The following is a 25,906-nucleotide window of genomic DNA, read 5'->3' as shown; positions in this document are numbered from 1 at the left end:
TAATAATTTTAATTTATGGTTTATATATGTTTGAAAAAATTAAATTTGCATTACAGGATCCTATTATTGATTTATTAGAAAAATTTAATCTTGATCAAAGAAAAGAAAAAATTAATTTAGGAATTGGGATATATAAAAATGAATTTGGGAAAACACCTATTTTAGAATCTGTAAAAAAAGCAGAAAAATATTTATTAGAAAATGAAGTAACAAAAAATTATCTTAATATTATTGGTATTCCAAATTTTTGTAATTTAACTCAAAATTTATTATTAGGAAAAAATAATCCAATTATTAAAGAAAATCGAGCAAGAACTTCTCAAACTCCTGGTGGTACTAGTGCATTACGCATAATAGCTGATTTTTTATCGAGTAATTCTTTTATTAAACGCGTATGGATTAGTAATCCAACTTGGCCTAATCATAACACTATTTTTAAAAATTCTGGATTAGAAATTTGTCAATATAATTATTATGATTCCCATAATCATAATTTAAATTTTGAAAAAATGTTAAATAGTCTAAAATATACAAAATTTGGAGATGTATTATTATTGCATGGATGTTGCCATAATCCTACTGGAATTGATCCTACTCCTGAGCAATGGAAAATATTATCATTACTTGCAGAGAAAAAAAAATTATTACCAATATTTGATTTTGCATATCAAGGTTTTTCAACTGATTTATATCAAGACACACTAAGTTTACGAATTTTTGCAAAAAACAATCCTGAAATTATTGTTTTAAATTCTTATTCAAAAAATTTTAGTTTATATAATGAACGTGTTGGTTCTTATACAATTATTGCTAAAAATAGTGTACATGCAGAAAATGTACTAAGTCAAACTAAATTAATTATAAGATCTAATTATTCTAATCCTCCATCACATGGAGCAGCTATTGTTAGTACAATTCTATCAAATAAAATTTTAAAAAAAGAATGGATTATGGAATTAACTAGTATGCGTAATAGAATAAAAAAAATGAGAAGATTGTTAGTTAAAAATTTAAAAGAAAGAAGTAATTCGGAACATTTTGATTTTATTAAAAAACAAAATGGGATGTTTTCATTTACAGATTTAGATAAACATAATATTGAAAGATTAAGAAAAGAATATGGTATTTATTTAATTGATTCAGGGCGAATTAATATTGCAGCTTTAACATCAAAGAATATTCCATTTTTATGTGATTCAATTATTTCAGTAACAAGGTAAAAAAACTTAATTTTTTTTAAAAAATGGATTATATTTTTTTTCAATTCCTAAAGTTGAAATTTTTCCATGACCAGGTATAAATTTATAATCATCATCTAAAACAAATATTTTTTTTCTTATAGAATTTATTAAGGTTATAAAATTTCCTCTAGGTAAATCCGTTCTTCCAATACTTTTATGAAATAAAACATCTCCAATAGAAATTATTTTATCTTTATGATTTACAAAGATTACATGTCCAGGAGTATGACCTGGGCAATGTAAAACATTGAATTTGATAGTACCAAAAGTAATTACATCATTATCATTAAGCCATAAATTTGGATAAAAATTAAAATTTTTTATGTTATTTGAAATAACATTTGATTGTAATGAAAAATTTTCAAATAAAAATTTATCTTCTATATTTGGACCAATAATAGGTATAGAAAAATATTTAGATATTTTCATTGCATCAGATATATGATCAAAATGTCCATGTGTTAGTAATATATATTTTATATTAATTGCATAATGTTTTATTTTTTGAATTATTTTTTTACTTTTTCCACCTGGATCTACGACAACTCCATCTAATGTGTTTTCATCCCAAATTATTGTACAATTTTGTTTTAAATAAGTAACCTGAATAATTTCAAATTTCATTTTTTTAAACCTATAAAAATATTTTACTTTTCATAATTATATAATTATATATAATTATATAGTATTTTATACTAAAATTATTTAGCAAGGAAAAAAAATTAATAATTGTAATAAAGAAATTACTAAAGTTATTATTCCTGCTGCTGGAATTGGTAGTAGAATGTTTCCTTCTACAAAATCTATTCCTAAAGAAATGTTACCATTAGCAGATAAACCATTGATTGATTACATTTTTTACGAATGTATTTTTTCTAATTTAAAAAATATAATACTCGTAATTAATAGTAAAAAACGTTCTATTAAAAAATATTTAAAAAATAAATTAGAATTTGTCCAAGAACATTCTAATTTATTTTTTAACAATATACATTTTAAAGATTTTAAAATACCTATAATTAAATATGTTAATCAAGATATTCCAAAAGGAATAGGAAATGCAATATTATGTGCAAAACCATTAGTTGGTTATCAACCATTCGCATTGATTTTACCAGACGTTATTATAAATCAATATGCATCAAATCTAAATCAAGAAAATCTCAGTGCTATGTTGATGAAATTTAACAAGTGTAGATTAAGTCAAATTTTAGTCACTCCAATATCAAAAAAAAATATTTCAAGTTATGGAATTGTAAGTTTAAAAAAAGAAATGGAGTCTAAAAAAAATATTATCAATAATATAATAGAAAAACCAGAATTTCATGAAATAAATTCTAATTTATCTATTGTTGGAAGATATGTATTTTCTGAAAAAATATGGAATTTTTTAGAAAATGAAGGTAATATTTTTAATAATTCTATAGATTTGACAGATGCAATTAAAATGTTGATTAAACATGAAAAAGTTGAAGCACATTTTTTAAAAGGTAAATATCATGATTGTGGTAACAAATTAGAATATATGAAGGCTTTTTTAGAATTCAGTTTAAAACATGAAACATTAGGAAATAAATTTAATCAATGGATTAAATATAATTTAAAGTAAATCAAATCATTTAATTTTAAAATAAAATATAAATTATTTTAAATATACATTAGAATACTTTTATGAGACAAATTATATTACTTGATCAATGGAAATTGGTACAAATTTCTGGTCCAGATTCAAAAAAATATTTACAAGAACAGATAACTGGAGACGTTAAATTTATAAATAATACAAGATATATTTTTACAGCCCATTGTAATTCATATGGAAAAGTCTTACATGTTTTTAGAATTTTTCAATATAAAAAAGGGTATGCTTATATTATTAAAAATAACTTAATAAAAGATCAAATAAATGTATTTAAAAAATATGCTATTTTTTCTAAAATTTCAATTGATATAAAAAAAAATGTAACAATATTAGGATTAGTTGGGGAAAATATTAAGAATATTTTAAAAAAATATTTTAAAACATTACCTGATTTAAATAAAAATATTGTTTATTTGAAGGATAATATACTTTTGTATATTCAAAATCCTATTGAACGTTTTTTGTTAGTTACAAATAATATACAGTATCAAAATATATTTAAAGATTTAATTTATACCATTGATCATAATCAATGGTTATCTTTGGAGATAAATGGAGGATATCCTATTATTGAAAATCAAAACATTCAAAAATTTTTTCCTCAATATTTAAATTTAGATGCAATACCATTCAGTATCAGTTATAATAAAGGATGCTATCTTGGACAAGAAAATATTGTTAAGGTTAAACATAAAAAAATTAATAATTATTCTATGTATTGTTTAAGTGGAATTTGCAATTTATTTCCAAATATAGGAGAAGAAATAGAATTTAAAATAAATAGCTATTGGAAAAAAGTTGGTACAATTTTATCTGTTGTACTTATATTTGATAAATATTTTGATATTCAAGCTGTAATACGTAATAAAATGATATCATTTAATAGTATTTTTAGAATTAAAAATCAAAAAGATAGTAGATTAAAAATTAAAATATAATAAAGGTATAAGTAATTAATCGAAGAAAAATAAATTTTATGGAAAAAAATATGAATAATTTATCAAAAAATCATAAAAAAATTTACATTTTTGGTCGTTCTAAATGCTCGTATTGTGTTTCTGCTATAAATTTAGCTAAAAAAATATGTAAAGATAATGTTATATATCAACATGAATATATTGATATCAATAATAAGGAACATAGCAATTTTTTTCTTATAAAAAATCTAAAGAAAAAAATTAAAACTGTTCCTCAAATTTTTATAGAAAATAAATATATTGGTGGATATGAAGAATTTAAAAGATATGTTGAAAAAAATATATTTTGAAGGAAAAAATTTATTTAAAGGATATTAAATATATTGTTTGATTTAATAAAACAGATAAATATAAAAATATTTTATTTTATAAATGCTAATGAACAGACTTCTAAATTTTTAATTACTATATTTATTTTTTTTGCAAGTAAATTAATTTTTTTATTACCTATATTAGGTATATTTTTTTTTATTTTTGAAAAAAAAATGCTTTCTTTAAGAAAGAAGAAATTTATTTTTCAATTATTTTTTTCAATATTATTAGGATTAATAATATCTAGTTTAATTAGATTTTATTATCCTACTCAAAGACCTTTTGATTCTGAGTTAAATGTATATTCTATATATCATATTTCAAGTTCATCATTTCCAAGTAATCATGCTTTGATTAGTTATATTTTGACATGGAATTTTTTTAATATTAATAAGAATATGGGAATATTTTTCTTTATTATAACTAATCTGATAGGAATTTCACGAATCTTTTTAGGTTTGCATTGGCCAATAGATATTGTTGGATCTTTATTTTTATCAATATTTGTTTTTTTTCTTGTAAATTATTTTTTTAAAAGTATAAAAAAATTTTTTTTAAAATACTAATTTTTTATTTTTATATATATTTTTTTATAATTTTATATTTGCAGCATCTCTTAATATATTAATTTTATCTGTTTTTTCCCATGGAAATTCAGATCTTCCAAAATGTCCATATACTGCAGTTTTTTTATATATTGGTTGTAAAAGATCAAGTGTTTTAATAATTCCATAAGGAGTGAGATCAAAAAAATGATTTATTAAATCAATAATTTTATAATTTGGTATTTTTTCTGTACCAAAAGTTTCAATCATAATAGATATTGGTTTTGATAGTCCTATAGCATAGGAAATTTGAATTTCACATTTTTCTGCCAGACCAGCAGCAACAATGTTTTTTGCTACATAACGTGCTGCATATGCTCCTGATCTATCTACTTTTGAAGGATCTTTTCCTGAAAATGATCCTCCTCCATGTCTAGCCATACCTCCATAAGTATCAACTATAATTTTTCTTCCTGTTAGTCCACAATCTCCAGTAGGTCCTCCTATTACGAAACGACCAGTTGGATTTATAAAATATTTAGTATTTCTTTTTAATAATGATATTGGAATTATAGGTTTAATAATTTCATCCATTACTCCTTCGTATATTGTTTTTTGATTTACACTTTTTTTATGTTGTGTAGAGAAAACAATAGTATCTATAGAATAGATTTTATTATTTTTATAACAAAACGTAATTTGACTTTTTGCATCTGGTCCTAAAAATGGTAAAATACCTTTTTTTCTAATTTTAGATTGTTGTTTAACTAAGCGATGTGCATATATAATAGGTGCAGGCATAAATGTTTTTGTTTCATTAGTTGCATAACCAAACATAATTCCTTGATCTCCTGCACCTTGTTTTAAAGGGTTATCGTTATTTATCCCTCTTTTAATATCTTGAGATTGTTTGTTAATTGTACTAATAATAGCACAAGAATTTCCATCAAATCCAAAATCAGAATTGTAATAACCAATTTGACGTATCGTATTTCTAGTAATTTCTTCTATGTCGATTGATGCTTTTGTTGTAATTTCTCCACCAATTATTACCATTCCAGTTTTAATATATGTTTCACATGCAACACGTGCTTGAATATCATTCATTAAAATAGTATCTAGAATTGCATCTGAAATTTGATCTGCCATTTTATCAGGATGTCCTTCCGAAACTGATTCAGAAGTAAAATAATGCATGTTCATACTATGACCTTTTAACTTAATTTTTTTTATAAAAGTTTATCGAATTTATATAATAATTTTATTAAAAAATAATTTAGTTTCTGATTTGTTTTATTTTCTATTATATCTATACTATTATTATCAATAGATATCAACTATCTTACAAATAAAAACGAAATAGTTTATATGATATATAAAGAAGAAAAAATTCATTATTTAAGTAAAATTTTAGGTTCAATTTTAGCAAAAAATAAAAAAACTATAACATTTGCAGAATCATGTACTGGTGGATGGGTGTCAAAAGTTATTACTGATATACCTGGAAGTTCTAAATATTTTAATCAAAGCTTTATTACATATTCTAATGAATCTAAGAAAGATATTTTAAAAATCAATTTAGGTAATCTAGAACGTTATGGTGTTGTAAGTGAATATACTGCTATAAAAATGGCAGAAAAAGTATTAAAAATTTCAAAATCAGATTATTCTGCATCAATTACTGGCATTGCTGGTCCTCATTTATGTAAAAATAACAAAAATGATAAAGTTGGTGTAATATGGTTTGGATTTGCTAATAGAGAAAAAAATAGAAAAACATTATCTCGTTGTTGTCATTTTAAAGGGAATAGAATATCAATTAGAAAGCAAGCAGTAAAATATACATTATTAACATTAATTAATGAAGTCATTATAGATTAATAATAGTTTTATTGATTAAAATGATATTTTTTTAAATATTTCAAAACCCCTTTCTTTAAATAGAGAAAGAAAAATATCTTTTTGATAAAAAAATTTTGTATAATAAACTAAGTTTTTTTTTTTGTAAAAATTTTTTTTTTTTATTTTATCAAAAATACAAAATATTTTTTTTAAGACTACTAAATTAGAATTTAGTAGTAAAATTTTATTAAAAAATTCTTTTTTTATTTCTTGATATAAAAAATTATAATGTGTACAACCTAATACTATGATATCAGGTCTTTTTTTAATTTGAGTCCAAGGTTTTAATGTATTTAAGATTACACTTTTATCAATTTTTTTTTTATAGACTTTTTTTTCTGCTAATTCTACTAGTTCTGGAGAACTAATAGTTTTAATTTCATAATAAGTAGATAATTTATTAACTATTTTTTGAATATAATTACCACTAATTGTCAAATTCGTTGCAATTATTCCAATAATACCGTTATTAGTCAATTTTGTAGCTAGTGGAATATTTGGAAAAACTCCAATTATTGGAAAATGAAATTTTTTTCTTAAAATTTTTAATCCAATTGTACTAACAGTATTACATGCAATTATAACTATTAATAAATTATGTTTTTTATAAATATAATTTAATAAATCTATCACTCGTTGAATAATGATATTAGACTGTTTTTCTCCATATGGAAAATAGTCGTTATCGACAAAATAAATATAATTCATATTTGGAAATATTTTTACTATGTCATCATAAATGGATAATCCTCCAATTCCTGAATCGAAAATTAAAATATAAGAAGAAATTTTTAAATTTTTTAAAAAACATTTTTTATTAATTTTCATTAATTAAGAAAAATTTATGAAATATATATTCTTATTATATAAGAAATAATAAGAATATATAAAGTTAATAGATATTGGTACAGTAAATACATAATGCATAAGAATTTCTTGGATCATTCATTATAAATAATAATCGTATTTGCTCATTAAAGAAATTATTAATTCTTTTATAAATATTATTGTTTAAATTTTTTACAAATAAACTTTTGTAAAATCCTATTAACTTGATATAAATATTTTCAAAAAAAGAATGATTTTCAAAATTCCAATCAATTATTTCATGTTTAATTCCAGTTAATTCTTTAATTTTATTCATAGCATCATCAAAATTACCTAATTGATCAATCAATCCATGATTATATGCTTCTAATCCAGTCCATATTCTTCCTCTAGCAATTTTTTCAATTTCTTTTATATTTTTTTGTCTTGATTCAGAAACATATTTTAAAAAAGTTTGATAATAATTTTTTAAATTTAATTCCATATTTTCTAAATATTCTTTACTAATATCTTTAGTATAGTAAAAATTTGATAATTTTGAATTTGATATTTCATTGGAATATATGCCAATTTTATTCAAAGATTTTTCAAAAGTATGTATTATTCCAAAAATACCAATAGATCCTGTTATTGTAGTTGGATGTCCAATAATATAATTTGATGCTGTTGCAATCCAATATCCTCCTGAAGCAGCTATATTGCCCATTGATACTACAATAGGTTTATTACTTTTTTTTAGCAAAACTAATTCATTTCTAATCAATTCTGAAGCAAATACACTTCCACCAGGACTATTAATTCTTAATATAATTCCTTTTATATTAGAATTAAGTCTTGCTTTTCTTATTTCTTCAATGATTGTCTGAGATTCTGCAATATTATTTCCTTTAACACCATTCATAATTAAACCATTTGCTGTAATAACAGCAATGTTTTTTTTTTCTTTTTTTTGATATTTTTTTTGATTAAAAATAAGATTAGCATAATTATATATACTGATGAAATTGAATTTTTTATTTTTTTTATTAAATCCAAATTTTTTTATAAATTCTTCTTTTGTCCAAAAATCAGTAAAAATTTCATCGACCAATTTATTATCAATTGCATATTTGATATAATTTCCATTATTTTTTTTGATTTTTTCAATAAATAATTTGTCTCCCGGGAAAATATTTTCTTTTGGAATGTTACGATTTTTAGCAATGCTTGTTATACAATAATTCCACAATGAATTTAACAAATTACATTCTATTTGGCGTATTTCTTGAGACATACTATTTCTCATAAATGGTTCAATTGCTGATTTGTATTCTCCTATTCGAAATAAATAGGTATGAATATTTAGATTTTCTAAAAATTTTTTAAAATAAAGTTGATTTTTACTAAATCCATTAATATTAATTTGACCTGCTTGATTTAAATATATAAAATCACAAAAACTAGCTAGATAATATTGGAATTGATTGTATTCATTAGAAACTGCATAAACAGGTTTTTTTGATTCTTTAAATTCTTTAATAGTTTTTCCAATATATTCCAAAGATTCTAAATCAGTATTTTTAAAATCATCTAATTTTAAAATTAAACCTTTAATTGCAGAATCATATTTTGCAAATCTAATTATATAAATAATATCAAACAATGAGTTTTTTTCTATGTTACTATTTTTTTTATGAAATATTTGATTTCCATTTTGATGTAATAATGAAAGAAAAGATGATTCATTAGTGACTGTTCCTTTTAAATCTAATAATAAAGCACCATAATATTCATTAATATTTTTTGTTTCATTTTTATAATAAGAAAAATAAAGAAAAAAGATGCTAAAAATGGTAATAAAAAAAAGAAAATTTAAAACCATTTTTTTAATAAAAGTCAATACTTTTAGAATATATTTAATAGATAAAATAATAATATTTTTTATTTTTTTCATATTAACCTTCAAAAGCATTATTTTAAAAATATTTATAAAAAATAGTAATAGTTTTTACAAAAATAAAGAAATTTTTATTTTTTTAATCTATCACAGAATTTAATTAAATTAAAATAGTTATCTATAGAAAATATTTTTTTTTAATAAAAAATAGAAAAAATCCGATTAAATACAAAATAAAAGATAAAAACAAATAAATTAATTTAGAACTATATATTAACCAAATAAAATAAAGTATATTAATAAAACCAACAAATATAGTAAGAATCTTTTTTTTATTGAAGGATATTTTTATTAAAGTACTACTTACAAAAATATAAGGAATTAAAATTATTTCTGATGCAATAGTCAATAATTTAGTATAATTGGTATATTTAAATATATGAATTAACATTAAAGAAAATTGAATCATAAAATTTGTAATCCATAAAGAATAATATGGAATATCATTTTTATTTTTTAAACTAAAGATTTTAGGGAAAATATCGTCTAGTGATGCTAAATATGGAATTTCTATAGCTAAAATCATCCAAGTCAAATAGGAACTGCACATTGCAAATATAAAGCTAAAAGTAATAATAATTTTTCCATATTTTCCTATTTGATTTATTAAAATTGTAATAATAGATGGATTTTCTATCAATGCAAGATTAGATCTTGAAATATTTCCTATAGAAATAAATGTGATTATTATATAAAGTAATAATATGAAGAATACTGCTAATAATGTAGCATATCCTATAAATTTTTTTTTTTTGGACTTTCTTGATATTACAATAGCACCTTCTATTCCGATGAATAACCACAAAATTATTAAAACGGTATTTTGAATCTGTTCTAATATTGGAATATTCATCTCTATACCATAGAAATCAGAATAAAAAATATTTTTATCAAAATTCAAAATATTAAAAAAAATAAATATAATTAATGGTAATAACTTAGCTATAGTAGATAAATTATAAATTAATTTTGTAATTTTGATTCCGTGTAATATTATTAAATGAATACTCCATAAAAAAATAGATTCAACAATAAAAGAATTTATTTGATTTGTATTTTTTAAAAAATTAATAGTAAATATATTGATGCAAATCATTAATGAAGAAAAAAAAATTAATAAATAAGAAATATTGGAAATAATTGCTGATATCCAATAGCCCCACGCTGATAAAAAACCTACTGTATTTCCAAATCCTGATTTAGCATAACTGTATATACCTCCATCTAAATTAGGTTTAAATTTAGATAATAAAACTAAAGATATAGTAATAGATATAATTCCTATACTTGTAATAATCCAAGTTATAATTAAGGCAAAAGCTGAAGAAAATTGAGCTATGTTTTGAGGTAAACTAAAAATTCCTATTCCTAAAATAGAATTCATTACTAAAATAGTTAAATGAAATAAATTCAGTTTTTTATTTTTCAAATATATATTCCTTTATTTCTAAATTTTAATTTAGAATTAAAAAATTCTATATATAATACTTTTTATGTCAATTATTATTTTAATAAATTTTAAAAAAGATCTTTTATAAGATAAGTAACTTTAAATTACATTTTTTATTACTTATCAATATTGTGATATATGTTATAATTTAATGAAAAAAATTAAAAAAATTATATTTTTTTTAAAAAAAATTTTATTTATTGTTATATTGAAAGTAAATTTAATCAACTTCGTTCAAGCAAATAATATATCTGCAATTCGTATTGGTCATTCAAATGCTTATACTCGAATGACAATAGAATCTAGTAAGTATTTAAATTATAAATATTTTACTTTGTTAAATCCTAAAAGATTAGTAATAGATTTTGAAAATGTTTCTTTAAAAGAAGTTTTAAAATTTATTAATAAAAAAAAAATATTGTTTAAACCAAATATAGAATTATTAAGAATTGGACAATTTAATAAAAAAACAGTCAGATTTGTGTTTAAAAACAAAAAAAAAATTTTTTTAAAAACATCACGTATTGATCCTATTAATCATTTTAAATTTCGTTCAATTTTTGATTTTTATTTTGATGATAAAAAACTTAACAATCAAAAAAATAATCTTGTATTTAAAAAAAATCATTTTTTAATCAATAAAAAAAAACATCAACCAATTATTATTATGATAGATCCAGGTCATGGAGGTCAAGATCCTGGAGCTATAGGCTACTTTAAATCTACAGAAAAAAAAATAGTTTTAGAGGTTTCAAAAAAATTAAAATATTTTATTAATAAAGAACCTTATATGAAAGGATATTTAACTCGTGAATATGATGTTTTTGTTCCATTAAATACTAGAATCGAAAAAGCAAAAAAAGTAAAAGCAGATTTTTTTATATCAATTCATGCGGATGCATTCACTAATCGAAATGCTAAAGGTTCTTCAATATTTGCCTTATCCAAAAAAGGAGCGACAAGTAACTTAGCACTTTTTTTATCAAAAACACAAAATTCTATTTATAGTATAGATAATTTTAAAAAAAGTGGTGATAAATATTTAGATCATACTATTTTTGATTTGGTACAAACAGCTACTATTAGAACTAGTTTAAAATTTGGTGCTGAAATTTTAAATCAAATAAAAAAAATTAATACTTTACACAAAAAAAATGTTGAACAATCTACATTTCAAGTTTTGAAATCCCCTGGAATTCCTTCAATTCTTATTGAACTAGATTTTATTAGTAATAAAAAAGAGGAAAAGAAATTAAATAATATTAATTTTCAAAAACAAATAGCAAAATCTATTTTTTTAGGAATACAATCTTTTTATACAAAATATTATCTCTAATTTATTTAACTTCATTTTTTTTATTTTAAATAAAAATTATAGTAATAATGAAAAATTAGTGATTTTAAAAAATAAATTATGTATTTTATATAAAATGGTCAAACGATTTTTTTTTAATTTATCATTTTTATCTAAAATAATAACATTTTGAAAAAATAATTCTATACTTTTTTCTAATTCAAGCATATTAATTAATATTTTTTTATATTTTCTATAAGAAAATAAAGGAATTGATATTTTTTCTAAATATACTACTTTTGAGGCTAATTCTATTTCTTCATTATAAATTAATTGATTAAAATCAATATTGTTGTTTAATTCTATATTATTTTTTTGTAATATATTAAAAATTCTTTTATAAATTTTTATTATGTTCTGCATCAATTTATTTTTTTTAAAATATGTGATTGTATTAATTTTTATATCAATATCAATCATATTGGTTGGGGATACATTTAGTACTGATTTGATAACATTTTTATTATAACCTCTTGCAATATACCAACTATTAATTTTTTTTAATAAAAAATTTAATACTTTTTTTTTAGTTTCTGTATTGTTTAATTTATTTTGATATAATTTTATTGATTTATCGATTAAAATAGATAAATCTAAATCATATTTTTTTTTAATTATAATTGATAATATTCCAAAAGCTAATCGACGTAAACCAAAAGGATCTTTGTCACTTTTTATTTCATTATTAGAATTTGTTCCTATAATACCAACCAACGTATCTATCTTATCTGTAATAGCTAATATATCAGAAGTTTTATAATTTGGAACATGATCTCCATGAAAGTAAGGTTGATAGTGTTCTTTAATTGCAATGGCTATTTCTTTTTTTTCTTTATTATGTGCTGCATAATACATACCTACGACACCTTGTAAGTGAGGCATTTCAAAAACCATAGAAGTAGCTAAATCACATTTTGATAGTAATGCAGCACGTTGTGCATAAAATACATTTCCATTAATATAATTAGCAATGAACGATGAAAAAAGTTCTAATCTTTTTGTTTTATCATATAAAGATCCCAATTTTTTATGGAATGTAATTTTTTTTAAAAAAGGTAAATATTTTTCTAAGGATAAATTAAGATCTTTTTTTAAAAAAAAATTTATATCTAAAAAACGTGCATTAATTACTTTTTCATTTCCAATAATAATTTCTTGAGGTTTTATTGAATCAATATTAGAAACGAAAGCAAAATAAGGCATTAATTGATTTTTATTATTGTAAATAGGAAAATACCTTAAGTTTTTTTCCATAATAGTTACTATTATCTCTTTTGGAAGAGATAAAAAAAATTTGTCAAATTGACCAATTAATATTACTGGCCATTCAACTAAATATGTAATTTCTTCTAATAAAGAAGAAGAAATTTTTATAACGCCATTAATTTGTTTAATTTTATTTTTTAATTGTTTGACTATAGTATCTTTTCTTTGCTGATAATCAGCAATGACTTTTCCATGATTAAATAGAATATTTGGATATTCATCAGCAAAATTAATTTTAATTTTTCTTTTTCCTATAAATCTGTGTCCTAAAATGAATCTTTTATTTTTAATTCCATGTATTTCTCCATCAATCAATTGATGATTAAGCAACATTGTAAATGTTCGAATAGGACGAATAAAATACGTTTTTCCAACACCCCAACGCATTGATTCAGGAATTGATATTTTTTTAAGTGTTTTTTTAAAAATTAAAAATAATGATTCTTTAATATCAAATTTTATATCATTTTTTTTATATATATTTTCATTATTTAGATCTAAAGAAGAAATTTTTTTTCTAGAAAAATATTTTTCTTTTTGATTATTTAAAAAATTTTGTTGAAAAGATTGAATTTTGTTACAAAATTTTTTTGAATTAATAAGAGAATTATATTCTCTGGTGAAATGAATATGAACAATTTTTATTGCTAAACGTCTGGGAGTTGCATAATAAAATAAACTTTTATAAGAAAAATAATTTTTTTTTAATTGCTCTTTAATTTTTTCTTTTAAAGAAAAAATAATTTTATGAATGTATTTTGATGGTAATTCTTCAGTACCAATTTCAACTAAAAAAGTTTGATTCATATTTTTTTCCTTTAAAAGTATTAAAAAATTTATTTATTTTGATTAGAAATATAAATCTTTCCTATTTTTTTTATTAATTTTCTTATTTTAGATATATAACGTTGTCTTTCTGTGATGGAAATAGATTTTCTAGATTCTAGAATATTAAATATATGTATTATTTTTAATGTATATTCATAGGCTGTTAAATACAATGGAGGTTTTAAATCTAATAAATAAATAATTTCCTTTTGATATTCATTAAAAACATTTATTAAGAATTGAATATTAGCATATTCGAAATTATATTTCGATTGTTGTATTTCGTTTTCAAGATGAATATCTTTATAATGTAATTTATTATCTATGTTATTAGATAATAAAATTGAAAATATATCATTAGAATTTTGTATATACATTGCTAAACGTTCTAAACCATATGTGATTTCACAAGTTATTGGATTACAATCAATACCAGCAACTTGTTGAAAATAGGTAAATTGTGTAATTTCCATCCCATTTAACCATACTTCCCATCCAAGTCCAGACGCTCCTAATGTTGGACTTTCCCAATTATCTTCTATAAAACGAATATCATGAATGTTTAAATTAATGCCTAATTCTTTTAATGAAGATAGATACAAATCTTGTACATTATCTAATGATGGTTTGATAATAACTTGAAATTGATAATATTTTTGTAATCTATTTGAATTTTTTCCATATCTACCATCAGAAGGTCTTCTTGAAGGTTGAACATAAGCAAAACTAGCTGATTTTTGACCTAAACTATTAAAAAATGTTATTGGATGTGCAGTTCCAGCACCTATTTCTATATCGAAAGGTTGAACAATAGTACATCCATATTTAATCCAATAATTTTTTAATTTTGTTATTAATTCTTGAAAAGTTTCCATTTTTTTTGAATTATTCATTAACTATCTGTATAATAATACAGATACAAAACAATTTTTTAATTAAATTACAAATTAATATATATATAATATATATATTTAGCAAATATATATTATCTTTTATGGAAATTACTTTTTGTATATATAAATATTTTCCTTATGGTGGATTGCAAAAAAAATTTATAAAAATTCTTTTAGAATGTCAAAAAAGAGGCTATAAAGTACGAGTTTATAGTATGTCTTGGAGAGGAAAAATTCCAAAAAATATAAAATTAATATTATTTTTAATTAAAAAATATAGTAATCATAAAAAAAATGAAAGCTTTTATAAAAAAGTTACAAATCATATTAAAAAATTTCCTACAGATATTATTTTAGGATTTAACAAAATGCCTGGATTAGATTTTTATTATGTTGGAGATGTTTGTTTTGCAGATCTCCAGAAAAATTTTTTTTATAAATTAACTAATAGATATAAACATTATTTAAAATATGAACATGCAGTATTTAATATTAAAAGTAATACTAAATTATTAGTTTTAACAAAAATACAAATAAAAAAAATTCAAAAATATTATCAAACACAAAATTTTCGATTTTATAAATTATTACCAGGAATAGAATTTAATAAAAATTTATTTTTTAAAGAAAGAATTAATCAATATAGAAAAAATAAAAATATTGTTTTATTACAAATTGGATCAGATTTTTATAGAAAAGGTTTAGGTAGAACAATAAGAGCAATTTTTAATTTGCCAAATTATTTGAAAGATAAAGTAAAACTCATTGTGATTGGAGAATCTTCATCATTTAGATATAAATTATACTCTTTTTTTCTTGGTTTATACAAAAAAATTATTTTTCTTAATGGAAGAAATAATATTTATGAATTTATGAACAAAGCACATTTATTAATTCATCCTGCATACCAAGAAGCAGGAGGTAATGTTTTATTAGAAGCAATAGTATGTGCTTTACCAGTGATTACTACAGTAAATTGTGGATATTCTTTTTATATTAAAAAAGCAAAATGTGGTATTGTTCTTAATCTTCCATATCAACAAAAGAAATTGAATAAAGCATTAATTTATGCTTTAAATAATAATAATATATTAAAAAAATGGTCAAAATCTGCTTTTTTTTATAGTAAAAAAAAAGATTTTTATGGTTTAACTAATCAAGTAGTAGATATTATTACTAATAAAAAGTAAATAATAATAAATATTTTTTTAGCAAATATTTTTAATTTCTAATAAAATTTTTCTAATAATGCTTGGATGTCCAGCGATGATATTTCTAGATTTAATATAATTTTCTCCTCCAATTAAATCTGTAATGATTCCTCCTGATTCACGAATAAATAATAGTCCAGTAATAAAGTTAGATAGATTTAAGTTTATAAAACATAGTGCATCTATTCTTCCAGATGCTATATATACAAAATCAAGTGCAAACGAGCCAGTATATCGAAAATTAAAATATTTTTTATTAAGTTTTTTTATAATTTTATGAAATTTTTGAAAATTTTTTCCTTTATTATTTGGAAAATTTACAGCAATCATTATCGATTGTAATAAATTATTTTTTTTAATACGTAATCGATAATTATTTAATCTAACACCATAACCTCGAATGGCAATAAATAATTCATTTAATATAGGATTATAAATTACAGAAAATTCTGTTTTTTCTTTAATTTGTATCGCAACAGTGACTGCAAAGTGAGGAAAGTTATGAAGAAAGTTTGTTACACCATCTATAGGATTAATAATCCATCGAATATCATTTTTTTCGCTTAAAAGATTTAACATATTTTCTGTGATTATGAGATGTTTTGGATAAAATTTGTGAATAAATCTAGTAATTAATTCTTGTGCTTTATTAAAAATCAAAATTTTTTCTTCTTTCATTATAGAAAAATTTTGATTTTTAAATATAAAATCACCAGCTTTTCGAGCAGCTTGTATAGCAATATTAAGCATTGGATTCATAATAATCCTATATTTTTATTTTGATAAATATATTTTTTTTTGATAATTTTAAAAAATTATTATGTTATAATATTTTTTGTTTTTAATATATATAGATACGTAAGAAGATATATTCTTATTATTACTTATACAACTGGTCTAATATAGATTATTTTAGATTTTTTAAAAAATACAAATTATTATATGATAATAACGTGTCTAATATATGTTAGATATAAACTATAATATATAGTATTATTTTATACATAAAAATAAAATAATTTTTTTTAGGATTTTTTATGAAAAAAAATATTATCATTTTGTCTGATCAAAATTTTAAAGATCAAGTAGTCAACAATAAAGAATTTGTATTAGTAGATTTTTGGGCTGATTGGTGTACTCCATGTATTAATATTTCTAAAATTCTTGAAAAAATAGCTCAAGAATATGAAAAAAAATTAAAAATTGGAAAATTAGAAATTGATAAAAATCCAAAGATCACTATGGAATATAATATTCGTAGTATTCCTACATTAATTTTATTTAAGAATGGACAAATTCTAAAAAAAGAGGTAGGTTTTTTATCAAAAAATTATATATGCAATTTATTGAACAAATATCTTAAATATTAAAATAAAAAATAATAACTACTAGACTATACAAATATATATGTTATAATCAATCAAATAAAATTGAATGTTTACAAATAAAAAAAAATTTAGTGAAAAATATTTTAATTAACTTAAAATATAAATCTTAAGTTTTAATAAACCCACCATTATGAATCTAACTGAATTAAAAAATACATTAGTATCTGAATTAATTATTCTCGGAGAAAATATAGGATTAGAAAATTTAGCACGTATGCGAAAACAAGATATTATCTTTGCAATTTTAAAACAACATTCAAAGAGTGGAGAAGATATTTTTGGAAACGGTGTATTAGAAATATTACAAGACGGTTTTGGTTTTTTACGTTCTGCAGATAGTTCATATCTTGCAGGTCCAGATGATATTTATGTTTCTCCAAGTCAAATTCGTAGATTTAATTTAAGAACTGGAGATACTATATCTGGAAAAATTAGGCCTCCTAAAGAGGGAGAACGATACTTTGCATTACTTAAAGTAAATGAAGTAAATTTTGACAAACCAGAAAATGCTAGAAGTAAAATTTTATTTGAAAATCTTACACCATTACATGCTAATGATAGATTAATTATGGAACGTGGAAATGGTTCAACCGAAGATTTAACAGCAAGAGTATTAGATTTATCTGCTCCAATTGGAAGAGGTCAAAGAGGATTAATTGTAGCTCCTCCTAAAGCAGGGAAAACAATGTTATTGCAAAATATCGCAACAAACATTGCAAGTAATTATCCAGATTGTGTATTAATAGTTCTTTTGATTGACGAAAGACCAGAAGAAGTTACAGAAATGCAAAGACTTGTAAAAGGAGAAGTTATAGTTTCTACTTTTGATGAACCAGCATCAAGGCATGTTCAAGTTGCTGAAATGGTTATTGAAAAAGCAAAAAGATTAGTTGAACACAAAAAAGATGTTATCATTTTGTTGGATTCTATTACTAGATTAGCACGTGCCTATAATACTGTTATTCCTTCTTCGGGAAAAGTATTAACAGGAGGAGTAGATGCACATGCTTTGCATCGACCAAAACGTTTTTTTGGAGCTGCTAGAAATGTAGAGGAAGGGGGAAGTTTAACTATTATTGCTACCGCACTTGTAGATACAGGATCTAAAATGGATGAAGTGATATACGAAGAATTCAAAGGAACTGGAAATATGGAATTACATTTATCTAGAAAAATAGCAGAAAAACGTGTTTTTCCTGCTATTGATTATAATAGATCTGGAACAAGAAAAGAAGAATTATTAACAACTACAGATGAATTACAAAAAATGTGGATATTACGTAAAATAATTCATCCAATGAATGAAATAGATGCTATGGAATTTTTAATTAATAAATTGTCTATGACAAAGACAAATGATGAATTTTTTAATTTTATGAAACGTTCATAATAAAAGTATATTTTTTATATGTTATTACTGTAGTGGATAGTCAGATTATAATAACAACAATTATCTGATACAATTCAAAAAATCGTTATCAAAAATTGTTGTTATTAATTTTTATTTTTTTCTGTTTAATGAAAAATTAAATTTTTCCTATTAAATCTATTGAAGGATATAATGTAGCTTTTTCTTCATTCCAACTTGCTGGACATACTTCACCAGGATTATTAGAGACATGTTGAATTGCTTTAATTTTATTTAATAAATCAGATGCATTTCTTCCTACATTTTCTGGATTAATTTCAATACTTTTTATAATACAATCAGGGTTTATAATAAAAGTTGCTCTTTCTGCCAATCCCGATTCTTCGTCATAATTTTCTTGTTTATTAATTTTTTTTGACATAACATCAAAATTTCTCGTTAATACACCATTTGGATCACCAATCATAGTAAATTCTATTTTACTAATTGTATTAGAATGATTATACCATTCCTTGTGTGCAAAATGTGTATCGGTAGATATAGAATAAATTTCTACTCCTATTTTTTTGAATTCGTGATAAAAATTAGATAAATCTCCTAATTCTGTTGGACAAACAAATGTAAAATTTGCAGGATAAAAAAACAAAACACTCCAGTTTCCTTTAAGATTATTTTCAGTAACTTCTATAAATTTTCCTTTTTTTAGTGCATGAGATTTAAAGGATTGTACTTTAGTATTAATTAAAGACATTTCATATACTCCTTCTGAATATTTTCGTATTTTTTCAATAAGTTTAATATAAAAATATTAAATTTATTGAAAAAAAATTTCTAAAAAAATTATAACATATATTATATTAACTATGTATTTATTTTAAAAATATTTTAATTTAAAATATGAAAAATAAATCTGTCCTCTTAAAAATTTAAAATGAAAATATTAAAAAAAATAATAGAAGAAGCTTATAAAAAAATAGAAAAAAAATTAGATATTGATAACATTGAAATAGTATTATATGCAATAAATAAAATTATTTTAAAATTAAATGAAGGAAAGTTGAGAGTATCAGAAAAAAAATTAGGAAAATGGAAAACTCATCAATGGATTAAAAAAGCTTTGTTAATTTTTTTTGCAATAAAAAAAAATAAATTAATTAAATCTACAAAAATTAATTATTTTGATAAAATCAAAATGAAATTTTCTAATTACAATAGTCAAAAATTTGAAAAAGATAAAATTAGAGTTGTTTTTCCTGCAAATATTAGAGAAGGTGCATATATTGCAAAAAATACTGTTTTAATGCCATGTTTTATCAATATTGGTGCTTATATTGACGAAGGTACTATGATTGATACTTGGACTACCGTAGGATCATGTGCACAAATTGGAAAAAATGTTCATTTATCAGGTGGAGTAGGAATCGGTGGTGTTTTAGAGCCATTACAAGATTCTCCAACAATTATTGAAGATAATTGTTTTATTGGTGCACGTTCTGAAATTGTTGAAGGTGTTGTAATAGAAGAAGGTTCTGTAATTTCTATGGGAGTATACATCGGGAAAAGTACAAAAATTTATAATGTTAAAACAAATCAAATTAGTTATGGTCGTATTCCTGCAGGATCTGTAGTGTTGCCTGGTAGTTTACCTGAATCAAATGGAAAATATAATGTTTATAGTGCTATTATTATTAAAAATGTAGATGAAAGAACTAAATCAAAAATAAAACTTAATAAAATGTTAAGAATATGAAATTTTACATAAAATGAATAAATTAATTCTTGAATTAACAAAAAAATTAATTAGTAAAAAATCAATTAGTCCAAATGATTCTGGCTGTCAATCTATTTTAATCAAATATTTAAAAAAACAAAATTTTTATACTGAAGTTATGAAATTTCATGATACAACTAATTTATGGGCTTATCATGGAAATAAAGGGAAAACTTTAGTTTTTGCAGGTCATACTGATGTAGTTCCAACTGAAGACAATCATTGGATTTCTAAACCCTTTTCTGCGTATATTAAAAATGGATTTATTTATGGAAGAGGTGCATCTGATATGAAAGGCGCTATATCTGCTATGATAGTTGCAGCAAATAAATTTGTTAAAAAGTATCCTTTACATAAAGGAAAATTAGCATTTTTAATTACTTCTGATGAAGAAAATTTAGCTATTAATGGAAGTGTAAAAGTTATTCAAACTTTGATTAAACGTAAAGAAAAAATTAATTATTGTGTTATTGGCGAACCTACTAGTAAAAATAAAATAGCTGATACTATAAAACATGGAAGAAGAGGATCATTAACAGGTGTTTTAACAATAAATGGAATAGGTGGTCATATAGCATATCCTGATTTAGTTAAAAATCCAATTCATTTAATATTACCTTGTTTAAATGAATTAATTAAAAATGAATGGAATAAAAAAACAGAATTTTTTCCTTCTACTAAAATTCAAATTTATAGTATAAATACGGATAATATTGTAAACAATTCAATTCCAAAAAAAATAAAAATAAAATTTAATTTTCGGTATTCCCCAAATATAACTCAAAAAGAAATTCAAAAAATAGTACAAAAAATAATTAAAAAATATTTATCAGATTTTCAAATTAAATGGATATCGTTTGCTAGTCCATTTTTAAATAAACCATCTAAATTAGTTAAAATAGTCAATGAAGTTATTTATCAGAATTGTGGTTATTTTCCTAAATTATCTACTGATGGTGGAACTTCTGACGGTCGTTTTTTTAATAAAATAAAAGGAATACAAATTGTAGAATTAGGATTGTTAAATCATACTATTCATCAAGTTAATGAATATGTTCAAATTCAAGACTTATATAAACTATCTGATTTATATTTTCATATCATGAAGAAAATATTATTATAAATTTATAAAAGCTATTTTTATACATAAAAATATATCTTTGTGAGTTATATATATCTATATATAATCTTTTTTTATTATATTATTAAATATAATTTGATACGGTGAGAAATTATTATGTTACATATTAAAAAAGAAGGGTTAACATTTGATGATGTATTATTAATCCCTGCACATTCTTATATATTACCAAATAATACAGATTTATCAGTTAAATTAACAAATAGTATTTCTTTGTCTATCCCGATGCTTTCTGCTGCAATGGATTCTGTAACAGAATCTCGTTTAGCTATTTCATTAGCTCAGGAAGGTGGAATAGGATTTATTCATAAAAATATGTCTTATAAAAAACAGGTAAGAGAAGTAAAAAAAGTTAAAAGATATGAAAGTGGAATTATATTAGATCCTATTACAGTAACGTCAAGAACCACAATTAGAAAAGTTTATGAAATGGCTAAATGTAATGGTTTTTCTGGATATCCTGTAATGGATGATAATAAAAAAGTTATTGGTATTATAACAAAGCGTGATATTCGATTTGTTAATAATCTCGATCAATGTGTAACTAATGTTATGACACCAAGAGATCAGTTAATTACAATTCAATATGAAGATTTACATAATGAAAAAAAAATTATATCTAGAATTATGCATGAAAAAAGAATTGAAAAAATATTAATAGTAGATAAAAATTTTTATTTATTTGGAATGATTACAATAAAAGATCTTCAAAAATCAGAAGAAAAACCATATGCATGTAAAGATGAACAAGGTAGGTTAAGAGTAGGTGCTGCAATAGGAATTAATAGTGAAGAAGAACATATTAACGAATTAATTAAGGCTGGAATAGATATTTTATTAATAGATTCTTCTCATGGACATTCTAATCAAGTACTACAATATATTAGAAAAGTTAGATTAAATTATCCTAATTTACCAATTATTGGAGGTAACGTAGTAACTGGAGAGGGAGCTAATGCCTTAATTAAGGCTGGTGCTGACATTATAAAAGTTGGTATTGGACCTGGATCTATTTGTACAACACGAATTGTTACTGGAGTTGGTGTGCCTCAAATTACAGCAATTTCTGATGTAGCATATGCTCTAAAGAAGAAAAATATTCCAATCATTGCAGATGGGGGTATTCGATTTTCTGGAGATATTGCTAAAGCAATAGCTGCAGGTGCTTCTTGTGTTATGGTTGGTTCAATATTTGCAGGAACAGATGAATCTCCAGGTGAAATAATAATTTTCAAAGGAAGATCTTATAAAATTCATCGAGGAATGGGATCTTTAAATGCCATGATGAAAGGAAATACGGCAGACAGATATTTTCAATGTAATAATAACAAAATAGAAAAATTAGTTCCAGAAGGTGTAGAAGGATTAGTACCATACAAGGGATCAATAGAAAATATTATTCATCAACAAATGGGTGGATTACGTTCTTGTATGGGATTAACTGGATGTGCAAATATTAATGATTTGCAAAATAAAACAAAATTTATTCGAATTAGTAATGCTGGTATTAAAGAAAGTCATGTTCATAACATAATTATTACAAAAGAATCTTCAAATTATACTTTGAATTAAATAATATTTAATTTAAAATATAAATAAAAATATCGTATGGATTCATTTTTTAAATGAATAAGAAAAATAATCAAAATGGAAGAATATTAATTCTTGATTTTGGTTCTCAATATACTCAACTTATTGCGCGTTGTATTCGTGATATAGGAGTATATTGTGAATTATTATCTTGTGATGCTCAAAAAATAGAAATTAAAAAATTTAATCCTAGTGGTATTATATTATCTGGTAGTTATCAAAGTGTTACAAATTTTGATAGTCCTAAAATTACTGAATATATATTACAATCAAATTTACCTGTATTAGGAATTTGTTATGGTATGCAAGTTATGTGTTTTCAATTAGGAGGTACAGTTGAAAAAATAAATAAAAAAAGAGAATATGGTTATTCAAAAATATTTATTAAAAAAAAATCAGAATTATTAGGTAATATTTATGATGATATCAATCAAAATAAAGAAAAATTTTTAGATGTTTGGATGAGTCATGAAGATACAGTTACATCTATTCCTAAAGATTTTTTTGTTGTTGGGAGTACAAAAAATTGTGAGTATGCAATTATTGAACATAAATCAAAAAAAATGTATGGTTTACAATTTCATCCTGAAGTAACACAGACTATTCAAGGTAAATCAATTTTAAAGCGTTTTGTTTTAAAAATTTGTAACTGTAGACAATATTGGAAAACTTCTTTAATGATTAATGATAGTATCAGTAAAATTAAAAGAAAAATTAATAAAGATTATGCAATTTTAGGTTTATCTGGAGGTATTGATTCTTTAACATCAGCACTATTAGTACATCGTGCAATCGGTAATCAATTAATTTGCATTTTTGTTAATAATGGTTTGTTACGTTTCAATGAAACAAAAGAAATTATTGATAAATATTCAAAATTATTTCATTTGAATGTTATTTATATTGATTCTGAAAAAAGATTTTTAGATTCTTTAATTGGAATTCAAGATCCAGAAAAAAAAAGAAAAATTATCGGACATCTTTTTATAGAAATTTTTAACGAAATAGCTAAAAAATATAAAAAAGTAAAATGGTTAATACAAGGTACTATATACCCTGATTTAATTGAATCAACTTCATTTTCTAATGATAAAAAATCAAAAGTAATTAAATTACATCATAATGTTGGTGGATTACCAAAAGTAATGAAATTAAAATTAATTGAACCTTTAAAATTTTTTTTTAAAGATGAAGTTAAAAAAATTGGTAAGAATCTTGGTATTCCATATGATATTTTACATCGTCATCCATTTCCCGGTCCTGGATTAGCAGTAAGAATAATAGGAGAAGTAAAAAAAGAATATTGTGATTTATTAAGATTAGTGGATGAGATTTTTATTGAAGAATTAAAAAAGAAAAAACTTTATTATAGAATAGATCAAGCATTTTCTATTTTTATTCCAGTACGTTCTGTAGGAATAATGGGAGATCGTAGAAAATATGATTGGGTAATTGCATTACGTGCAATTAATACTACAGATTTTATGACAGCAAAATGGACTCCTTTATCACATAAATTTTTATCTCATGTTTCCAATAGAATTATTAATGAAATATCTGGAATTTCAAGAGTAGTTTATGATATTACAGATAAACCACCATCTACTATAGAATGGGAATAATTTTTTAAAATTTTTTTTTGATATTATTTATTAATAATATCATTGATATGATATTATTAATAAATAATATAATTTAAAATGTATATTTTTATTAGGTTATTATAATGTTCAATAAAATTAATTTTTATAATAAAGAAGATTTATATGCCTCTAGTAAGGGGGAATTATTTGGAAAAAATGGACCTCCATTACCTTCTGGAAAAATGTTAATGTTAGATCGTATTGTAAAAATGAAAAAAGATGGAGGATATTTTAATAAAGGATTCATAGAAGCTGAATTAGATATAAATCCAAATTTATGGTTTTTTTCTTGTCATTTTATTAATGATCCAGTTATGCCTGGTTGTTTAGGATTAGATGCAATGTGGCAATTAATAGGTTTTTATCTTGGATGGATAGGAGGAAAAGGGAAAGGACGTGCATTGGGTGTAGGAGAAGTAAAATTTACTGGACAAATATTACCAACATCAAAAAAAGTTGTATACAGAACACATTTAAAAAGAGTAATTAATAGAAAATTAATTGTTGGTTTGGGAAATGGTGAGGTTTTTGTTGATAAAAAACTAATTTATACTGCTACAGATTTAAAAGTTGGATTATTTCAAGACACATCTATATTTTAATTTTAATAATTTTTTTA

The 25,906-nt window shown here is 22.0% G+C and carries 24 protein-coding genes; 15 read left to right on the top strand and 9 right to left on the bottom strand.

Annotated features, from left to right (window positions below; translation table 11 throughout):
* Positions 1-26: 26 nt before the first annotated feature.
* Positions 27-1,220: an amino acid aminotransferase gene (locus RA161_01280; GenBank protein WMY97687.1), complete on the top strand. Its 1,194-nt coding sequence runs from the start codon at positions 27-29 to the stop codon at positions 1,218-1,220.
* A gap of 6 nt (positions 1,221-1,226) precedes the next feature.
* Here RA161_01280 and RA161_01275 read toward each other — a convergent pair whose 3' ends face one another.
* On the bottom strand, positions 1,227-1,865 hold the full coding sequence (locus tag RA161_01275) for an MBL fold metallo-hydrolase (GenBank protein WMY97686.1): 639 nt from the start codon (positions 1,863-1,865) through the stop codon (positions 1,227-1,229).
* 160 nt (positions 1,866-2,025) lie between these two features.
* On the opposite strand from RA161_01275, the gene RA161_01270 reads away from it, so the two are divergent.
* From RA161_01270 to RA161_01255, 4 genes are all read left to right on the top strand, one after another.
* On the top strand, positions 2,026-2,850 hold the full coding sequence (locus RA161_01270) for a sugar phosphate nucleotidyltransferase (GenBank protein WMY97685.1): 825 nt from the start codon (positions 2,026-2,028) through the stop codon (positions 2,848-2,850).
* 62 nt (positions 2,851-2,912) lie between these two features.
* Positions 2,913-3,821, top strand: a complete 909-nt coding sequence (gene ygfZ / locus RA161_01265; protein ID WMY97684.1) for a tRNA-modifying protein YgfZ — start codon at positions 2,913-2,915, stop codon at positions 3,819-3,821.
* A 50-nt stretch (positions 3,822-3,871) separates the two neighbouring features.
* Entirely contained in the window at positions 3,872-4,150 is a 279-nt protein-coding gene (locus tag RA161_01260; protein ID WMY97683.1) for a glutaredoxin domain-containing protein, read from the top strand.
* 33 nt (positions 4,151-4,183) lie between these two features.
* Entirely contained in the window at positions 4,184-4,738 is a 555-nt protein-coding gene (locus RA161_01255; protein WMY97682.1) for a phosphatase PAP2 family protein, read from the top strand.
* Positions 4,739-4,762: 24 nt separating this feature from the next.
* Here the strand turns inward: RA161_01255 and metK are convergent, their stop codons facing one another.
* Positions 4,763-5,920 carry a methionine adenosyltransferase gene (gene metK / locus RA161_01250; protein ID WMY97681.1) on the bottom strand — a complete coding sequence of 386 codons (1,158 nt, stop codon included), beginning with the start codon at positions 5,918-5,920 and terminating at the stop codon, positions 4,763-4,765.
* A gap of 165 nt (positions 5,921-6,085) precedes the next feature.
* Here metK and RA161_01245 point away from each other — a divergent pair, with 165 nt between their 5' ends.
* A complete protein-coding gene (locus RA161_01245; GenBank protein ID WMY97680.1) occupies positions 6,086-6,598 on the top strand; it encodes a CinA family protein in 513 nt (170 codons plus the stop codon).
* Between the two features lie 15 nt (positions 6,599-6,613).
* Here the strand turns inward: RA161_01245 and murI are convergent, their stop codons facing one another.
* The 3 genes from murI to RA161_01230 all read right to left on the bottom strand — a co-directional run bounded on the left by murI (position 6,614) and on the right by RA161_01230 (position 10,812).
* Positions 6,614-7,447 carry a glutamate racemase gene (gene murI, locus RA161_01240; GenBank protein ID WMY97679.1) on the bottom strand — a complete coding sequence of 278 codons (834 nt, stop codon included), beginning with the start codon at positions 7,445-7,447 and terminating at the stop codon, positions 6,614-6,616.
* Positions 7,448-7,511: 64 nt separating this feature from the next.
* Positions 7,512-9,380, bottom strand: coding sequence for a signal peptide peptidase SppA (sppA, locus tag RA161_01235; GenBank protein ID WMY97678.1), 1,869 nt, complete (start codon positions 9,378-9,380; stop codon positions 7,512-7,514).
* Positions 9,381-9,501: 121 nt separating this feature from the next.
* Positions 9,502-10,812 (bottom strand): amino acid permease, encoded by a 1,311-nt coding sequence (locus RA161_01230; GenBank protein ID WMY97677.1) that lies wholly within the window; start codon positions 10,810-10,812, stop codon positions 9,502-9,504.
* A 172-nt stretch (positions 10,813-10,984) separates the two neighbouring features.
* On the opposite strand from RA161_01230, the gene RA161_01225 reads away from it, so the two are divergent.
* Positions 10,985-12,169 carry an N-acetylmuramoyl-L-alanine amidase gene (locus tag RA161_01225; GenBank protein ID WMY97676.1) on the top strand — a complete coding sequence of 395 codons (1,185 nt, stop codon included), beginning with the start codon at positions 10,985-10,987 and terminating at the stop codon, positions 12,167-12,169.
* Between the two features lie 36 nt (positions 12,170-12,205).
* Here RA161_01225 and glyS read toward each other — a convergent pair whose 3' ends face one another.
* Together glyS and glyQ are read right to left on the bottom strand one after the other, a co-directional pair.
* Positions 12,206-14,260, bottom strand: coding sequence for a glycine--tRNA ligase subunit beta (gene glyS, locus RA161_01220; protein ID WMY97675.1), 2,055 nt, complete (start codon positions 14,258-14,260; stop codon positions 12,206-12,208).
* Positions 14,261-14,289: 29 nt separating this feature from the next.
* The gene (glyQ, locus tag RA161_01215) at positions 14,290-15,174 is read right to left on the bottom strand and encodes a glycine--tRNA ligase subunit alpha (GenBank protein ID WMY97674.1); all 885 of its coding nucleotides are present in this window, start codon (positions 15,172-15,174) and stop codon (positions 14,290-14,292) included.
* Positions 15,175-15,275: 101 nt separating this feature from the next.
* On the opposite strand from glyQ, the gene RA161_01210 reads away from it, so the two are divergent.
* Positions 15,276-16,364 (top strand): glycosyltransferase family 4 protein, encoded by a 1,089-nt coding sequence (locus RA161_01210; protein ID WMY97673.1) that lies wholly within the window; start codon positions 15,276-15,278, stop codon positions 16,362-16,364.
* A gap of 18 nt (positions 16,365-16,382) precedes the next feature.
* Here RA161_01210 and RA161_01205 read toward each other — a convergent pair whose 3' ends face one another.
* Positions 16,383-17,144, bottom strand: a complete 762-nt coding sequence (locus RA161_01205) for an inositol monophosphatase family protein (protein WMY97672.1) — start codon at positions 17,142-17,144, stop codon at positions 16,383-16,385.
* Positions 17,145-17,422: 278 nt separating this feature from the next.
* On the opposite strand from RA161_01205, the gene trxA reads away from it, so the two are divergent.
* Together trxA and rho are read left to right on the top strand one after the other, a co-directional pair.
* Entirely contained in the window at positions 17,423-17,755 is a 333-nt protein-coding gene (trxA, locus tag RA161_01200; protein WMY97671.1) for a thioredoxin, read from the top strand.
* A 148-nt stretch (positions 17,756-17,903) separates the two neighbouring features.
* A complete protein-coding gene (gene rho, locus RA161_01195; GenBank protein WMY97670.1) occupies positions 17,904-19,163 on the top strand; it encodes a transcription termination factor Rho in 1,260 nt (419 codons plus the stop codon).
* Positions 19,164-19,299: 136 nt separating this feature from the next.
* Here rho and ahpC read toward each other — a convergent pair whose 3' ends face one another.
* Positions 19,300-19,893 carry an alkyl hydroperoxide reductase subunit C gene (gene ahpC / locus RA161_01190; protein ID WMY97669.1) on the bottom strand — a complete coding sequence of 198 codons (594 nt, stop codon included), beginning with the start codon at positions 19,891-19,893 and terminating at the stop codon, positions 19,300-19,302.
* 180 nt (positions 19,894-20,073) lie between these two features.
* On the opposite strand from ahpC, the gene dapD reads away from it, so the two are divergent.
* The 5 genes from dapD (at position 20,074) to fabA (ending at position 25,889) form a co-directional block, all read left to right on the top strand.
* Positions 20,074-20,892 carry a 2,3,4,5-tetrahydropyridine-2,6-dicarboxylate N-succinyltransferase gene (dapD, locus tag RA161_01185; GenBank protein WMY97668.1) on the top strand — a complete coding sequence of 273 codons (819 nt, stop codon included), beginning with the start codon at positions 20,074-20,076 and terminating at the stop codon, positions 20,890-20,892.
* 13 nt (positions 20,893-20,905) lie between these two features.
* The gene (dapE, locus tag RA161_01180; protein ID WMY97667.1) at positions 20,906-22,036 is read left to right on the top strand and encodes a succinyl-diaminopimelate desuccinylase; all 1,131 of its coding nucleotides are present in this window, start codon (positions 20,906-20,908) and stop codon (positions 22,034-22,036) included.
* A 114-nt stretch (positions 22,037-22,150) separates the two neighbouring features.
* Complete coding sequence (guaB, locus tag RA161_01175; protein WMY97666.1) at positions 22,151-23,626, top strand: IMP dehydrogenase; 1,476 nt, start codon at positions 22,151-22,153, stop codon at positions 23,624-23,626.
* 53 nt (positions 23,627-23,679) lie between these two features.
* Positions 23,680-25,266, top strand: coding sequence for a glutamine-hydrolyzing GMP synthase (gene guaA / locus RA161_01170; protein ID WMY97665.1), 1,587 nt, complete (start codon positions 23,680-23,682; stop codon positions 25,264-25,266).
* A gap of 104 nt (positions 25,267-25,370) precedes the next feature.
* On the top strand, positions 25,371-25,889 hold the full coding sequence (gene fabA / locus RA161_01165; protein WMY97664.1) for a bifunctional 3-hydroxydecanoyl-ACP dehydratase/trans-2-decenoyl-ACP isomerase: 519 nt from the start codon (positions 25,371-25,373) through the stop codon (positions 25,887-25,889).
* Positions 25,890-25,906 lie beyond the last annotated feature (17 nt).

The sequence above is a fragment of the Arsenophonus sp. genome (assembly GCA_031446085.1).
Classification (GTDB): Bacteria; Pseudomonadota; Gammaproteobacteria; order Enterobacterales; family Enterobacteriaceae.
The sequence above is the reverse complement of the archived record's forward strand: the minus strand, read 5'-3'. Positions and strand labels throughout refer to the sequence as shown.

Bases quoted from the DNA above. Each gene is read 5' to 3' on its own strand.
- RA161_01280 (WMY97687.1), top strand. From the start codon at position 27: ATGTTTGAAAAAATTAAATTTGCATTACAGGATCCTATTATTGATTTA.
- RA161_01275 (WMY97686.1), bottom strand. From the start codon at position 1,865: ATGAAATTTGAAATTATTCAGGTTACTTATTTAAAACAAAATTGTACA.
- RA161_01270 (WMY97685.1), top strand. From the start codon at position 2,026: ATGTTTCCTTCTACAAAATCTATTCCTAAAGAAATGTTACCATTAGCA.
- ygfZ (WMY97684.1), top strand. From the start codon at position 2,913: ATGAGACAAATTATATTACTTGATCAATGGAAATTGGTACAAATTTCT.
- RA161_01260 (WMY97683.1), top strand. From the start codon at position 3,872: ATGAATAATTTATCAAAAAATCATAAAAAAATTTACATTTTTGGTCGT.
- metK (WMY97681.1), bottom strand. From the start codon at position 5,920: ATGAACATGCATTATTTTACTTCTGAATCAGTTTCGGAAGGACATCCT.
- RA161_01245 (WMY97680.1), top strand. From the start codon at position 6,086: ATGATATATAAAGAAGAAAAAATTCATTATTTAAGTAAAATTTTAGGT.
- murI (WMY97679.1), bottom strand. From the start codon at position 7,447: ATGAAAATTAATAAAAAATGTTTTTTAAAAAATTTAAAAATTTCTTCT.
- sppA (WMY97678.1), bottom strand. From the start codon at position 9,380: ATGAAAAAAATAAAAAATATTATTATTTTATCTATTAAATATATTCTA.
- RA161_01225 (WMY97676.1), top strand. From the start codon at position 10,985: ATGAAAAAAATTAAAAAAATTATATTTTTTTTAAAAAAAATTTTATTT.
- glyS (WMY97675.1), bottom strand. From the start codon at position 14,260: ATGAATCAAACTTTTTTAGTTGAAATTGGTACTGAAGAATTACCATCA.
- glyQ (WMY97674.1), bottom strand. From the start codon at position 15,174: ATGAATAATTCAAAAAAAATGGAAACTTTTCAAGAATTAATAACAAAA.
- RA161_01210 (WMY97673.1), top strand. From the start codon at position 15,276: ATGGAAATTACTTTTTGTATATATAAATATTTTCCTTATGGTGGATTG.
- RA161_01205 (WMY97672.1), bottom strand. From the start codon at position 17,144: ATGAATCCAATGCTTAATATTGCTATACAAGCTGCTCGAAAAGCTGGT.
- trxA (WMY97671.1), top strand. From the start codon at position 17,423: ATGAAAAAAAATATTATCATTTTGTCTGATCAAAATTTTAAAGATCAA.
- rho (WMY97670.1), top strand. From the start codon at position 17,904: ATGAATCTAACTGAATTAAAAAATACATTAGTATCTGAATTAATTATT.
- ahpC (WMY97669.1), bottom strand. From the start codon at position 19,893: ATGTCTTTAATTAATACTAAAGTACAATCCTTTAAATCTCATGCACTA.
- dapD (WMY97668.1), top strand. From the start codon at position 20,074: ATGAAAATATTAAAAAAAATAATAGAAGAAGCTTATAAAAAAATAGAA.
- dapE (WMY97667.1), top strand. From the start codon at position 20,906: ATGAATAAATTAATTCTTGAATTAACAAAAAAATTAATTAGTAAAAAA.
- guaB (WMY97666.1), top strand. From the start codon at position 22,151: ATGTTACATATTAAAAAAGAAGGGTTAACATTTGATGATGTATTATTA.
- guaA (WMY97665.1), top strand. From the start codon at position 23,680: ATGAATAAGAAAAATAATCAAAATGGAAGAATATTAATTCTTGATTTT.
- fabA (WMY97664.1), top strand. From the start codon at position 25,371: ATGTTCAATAAAATTAATTTTTATAATAAAGAAGATTTATATGCCTCT.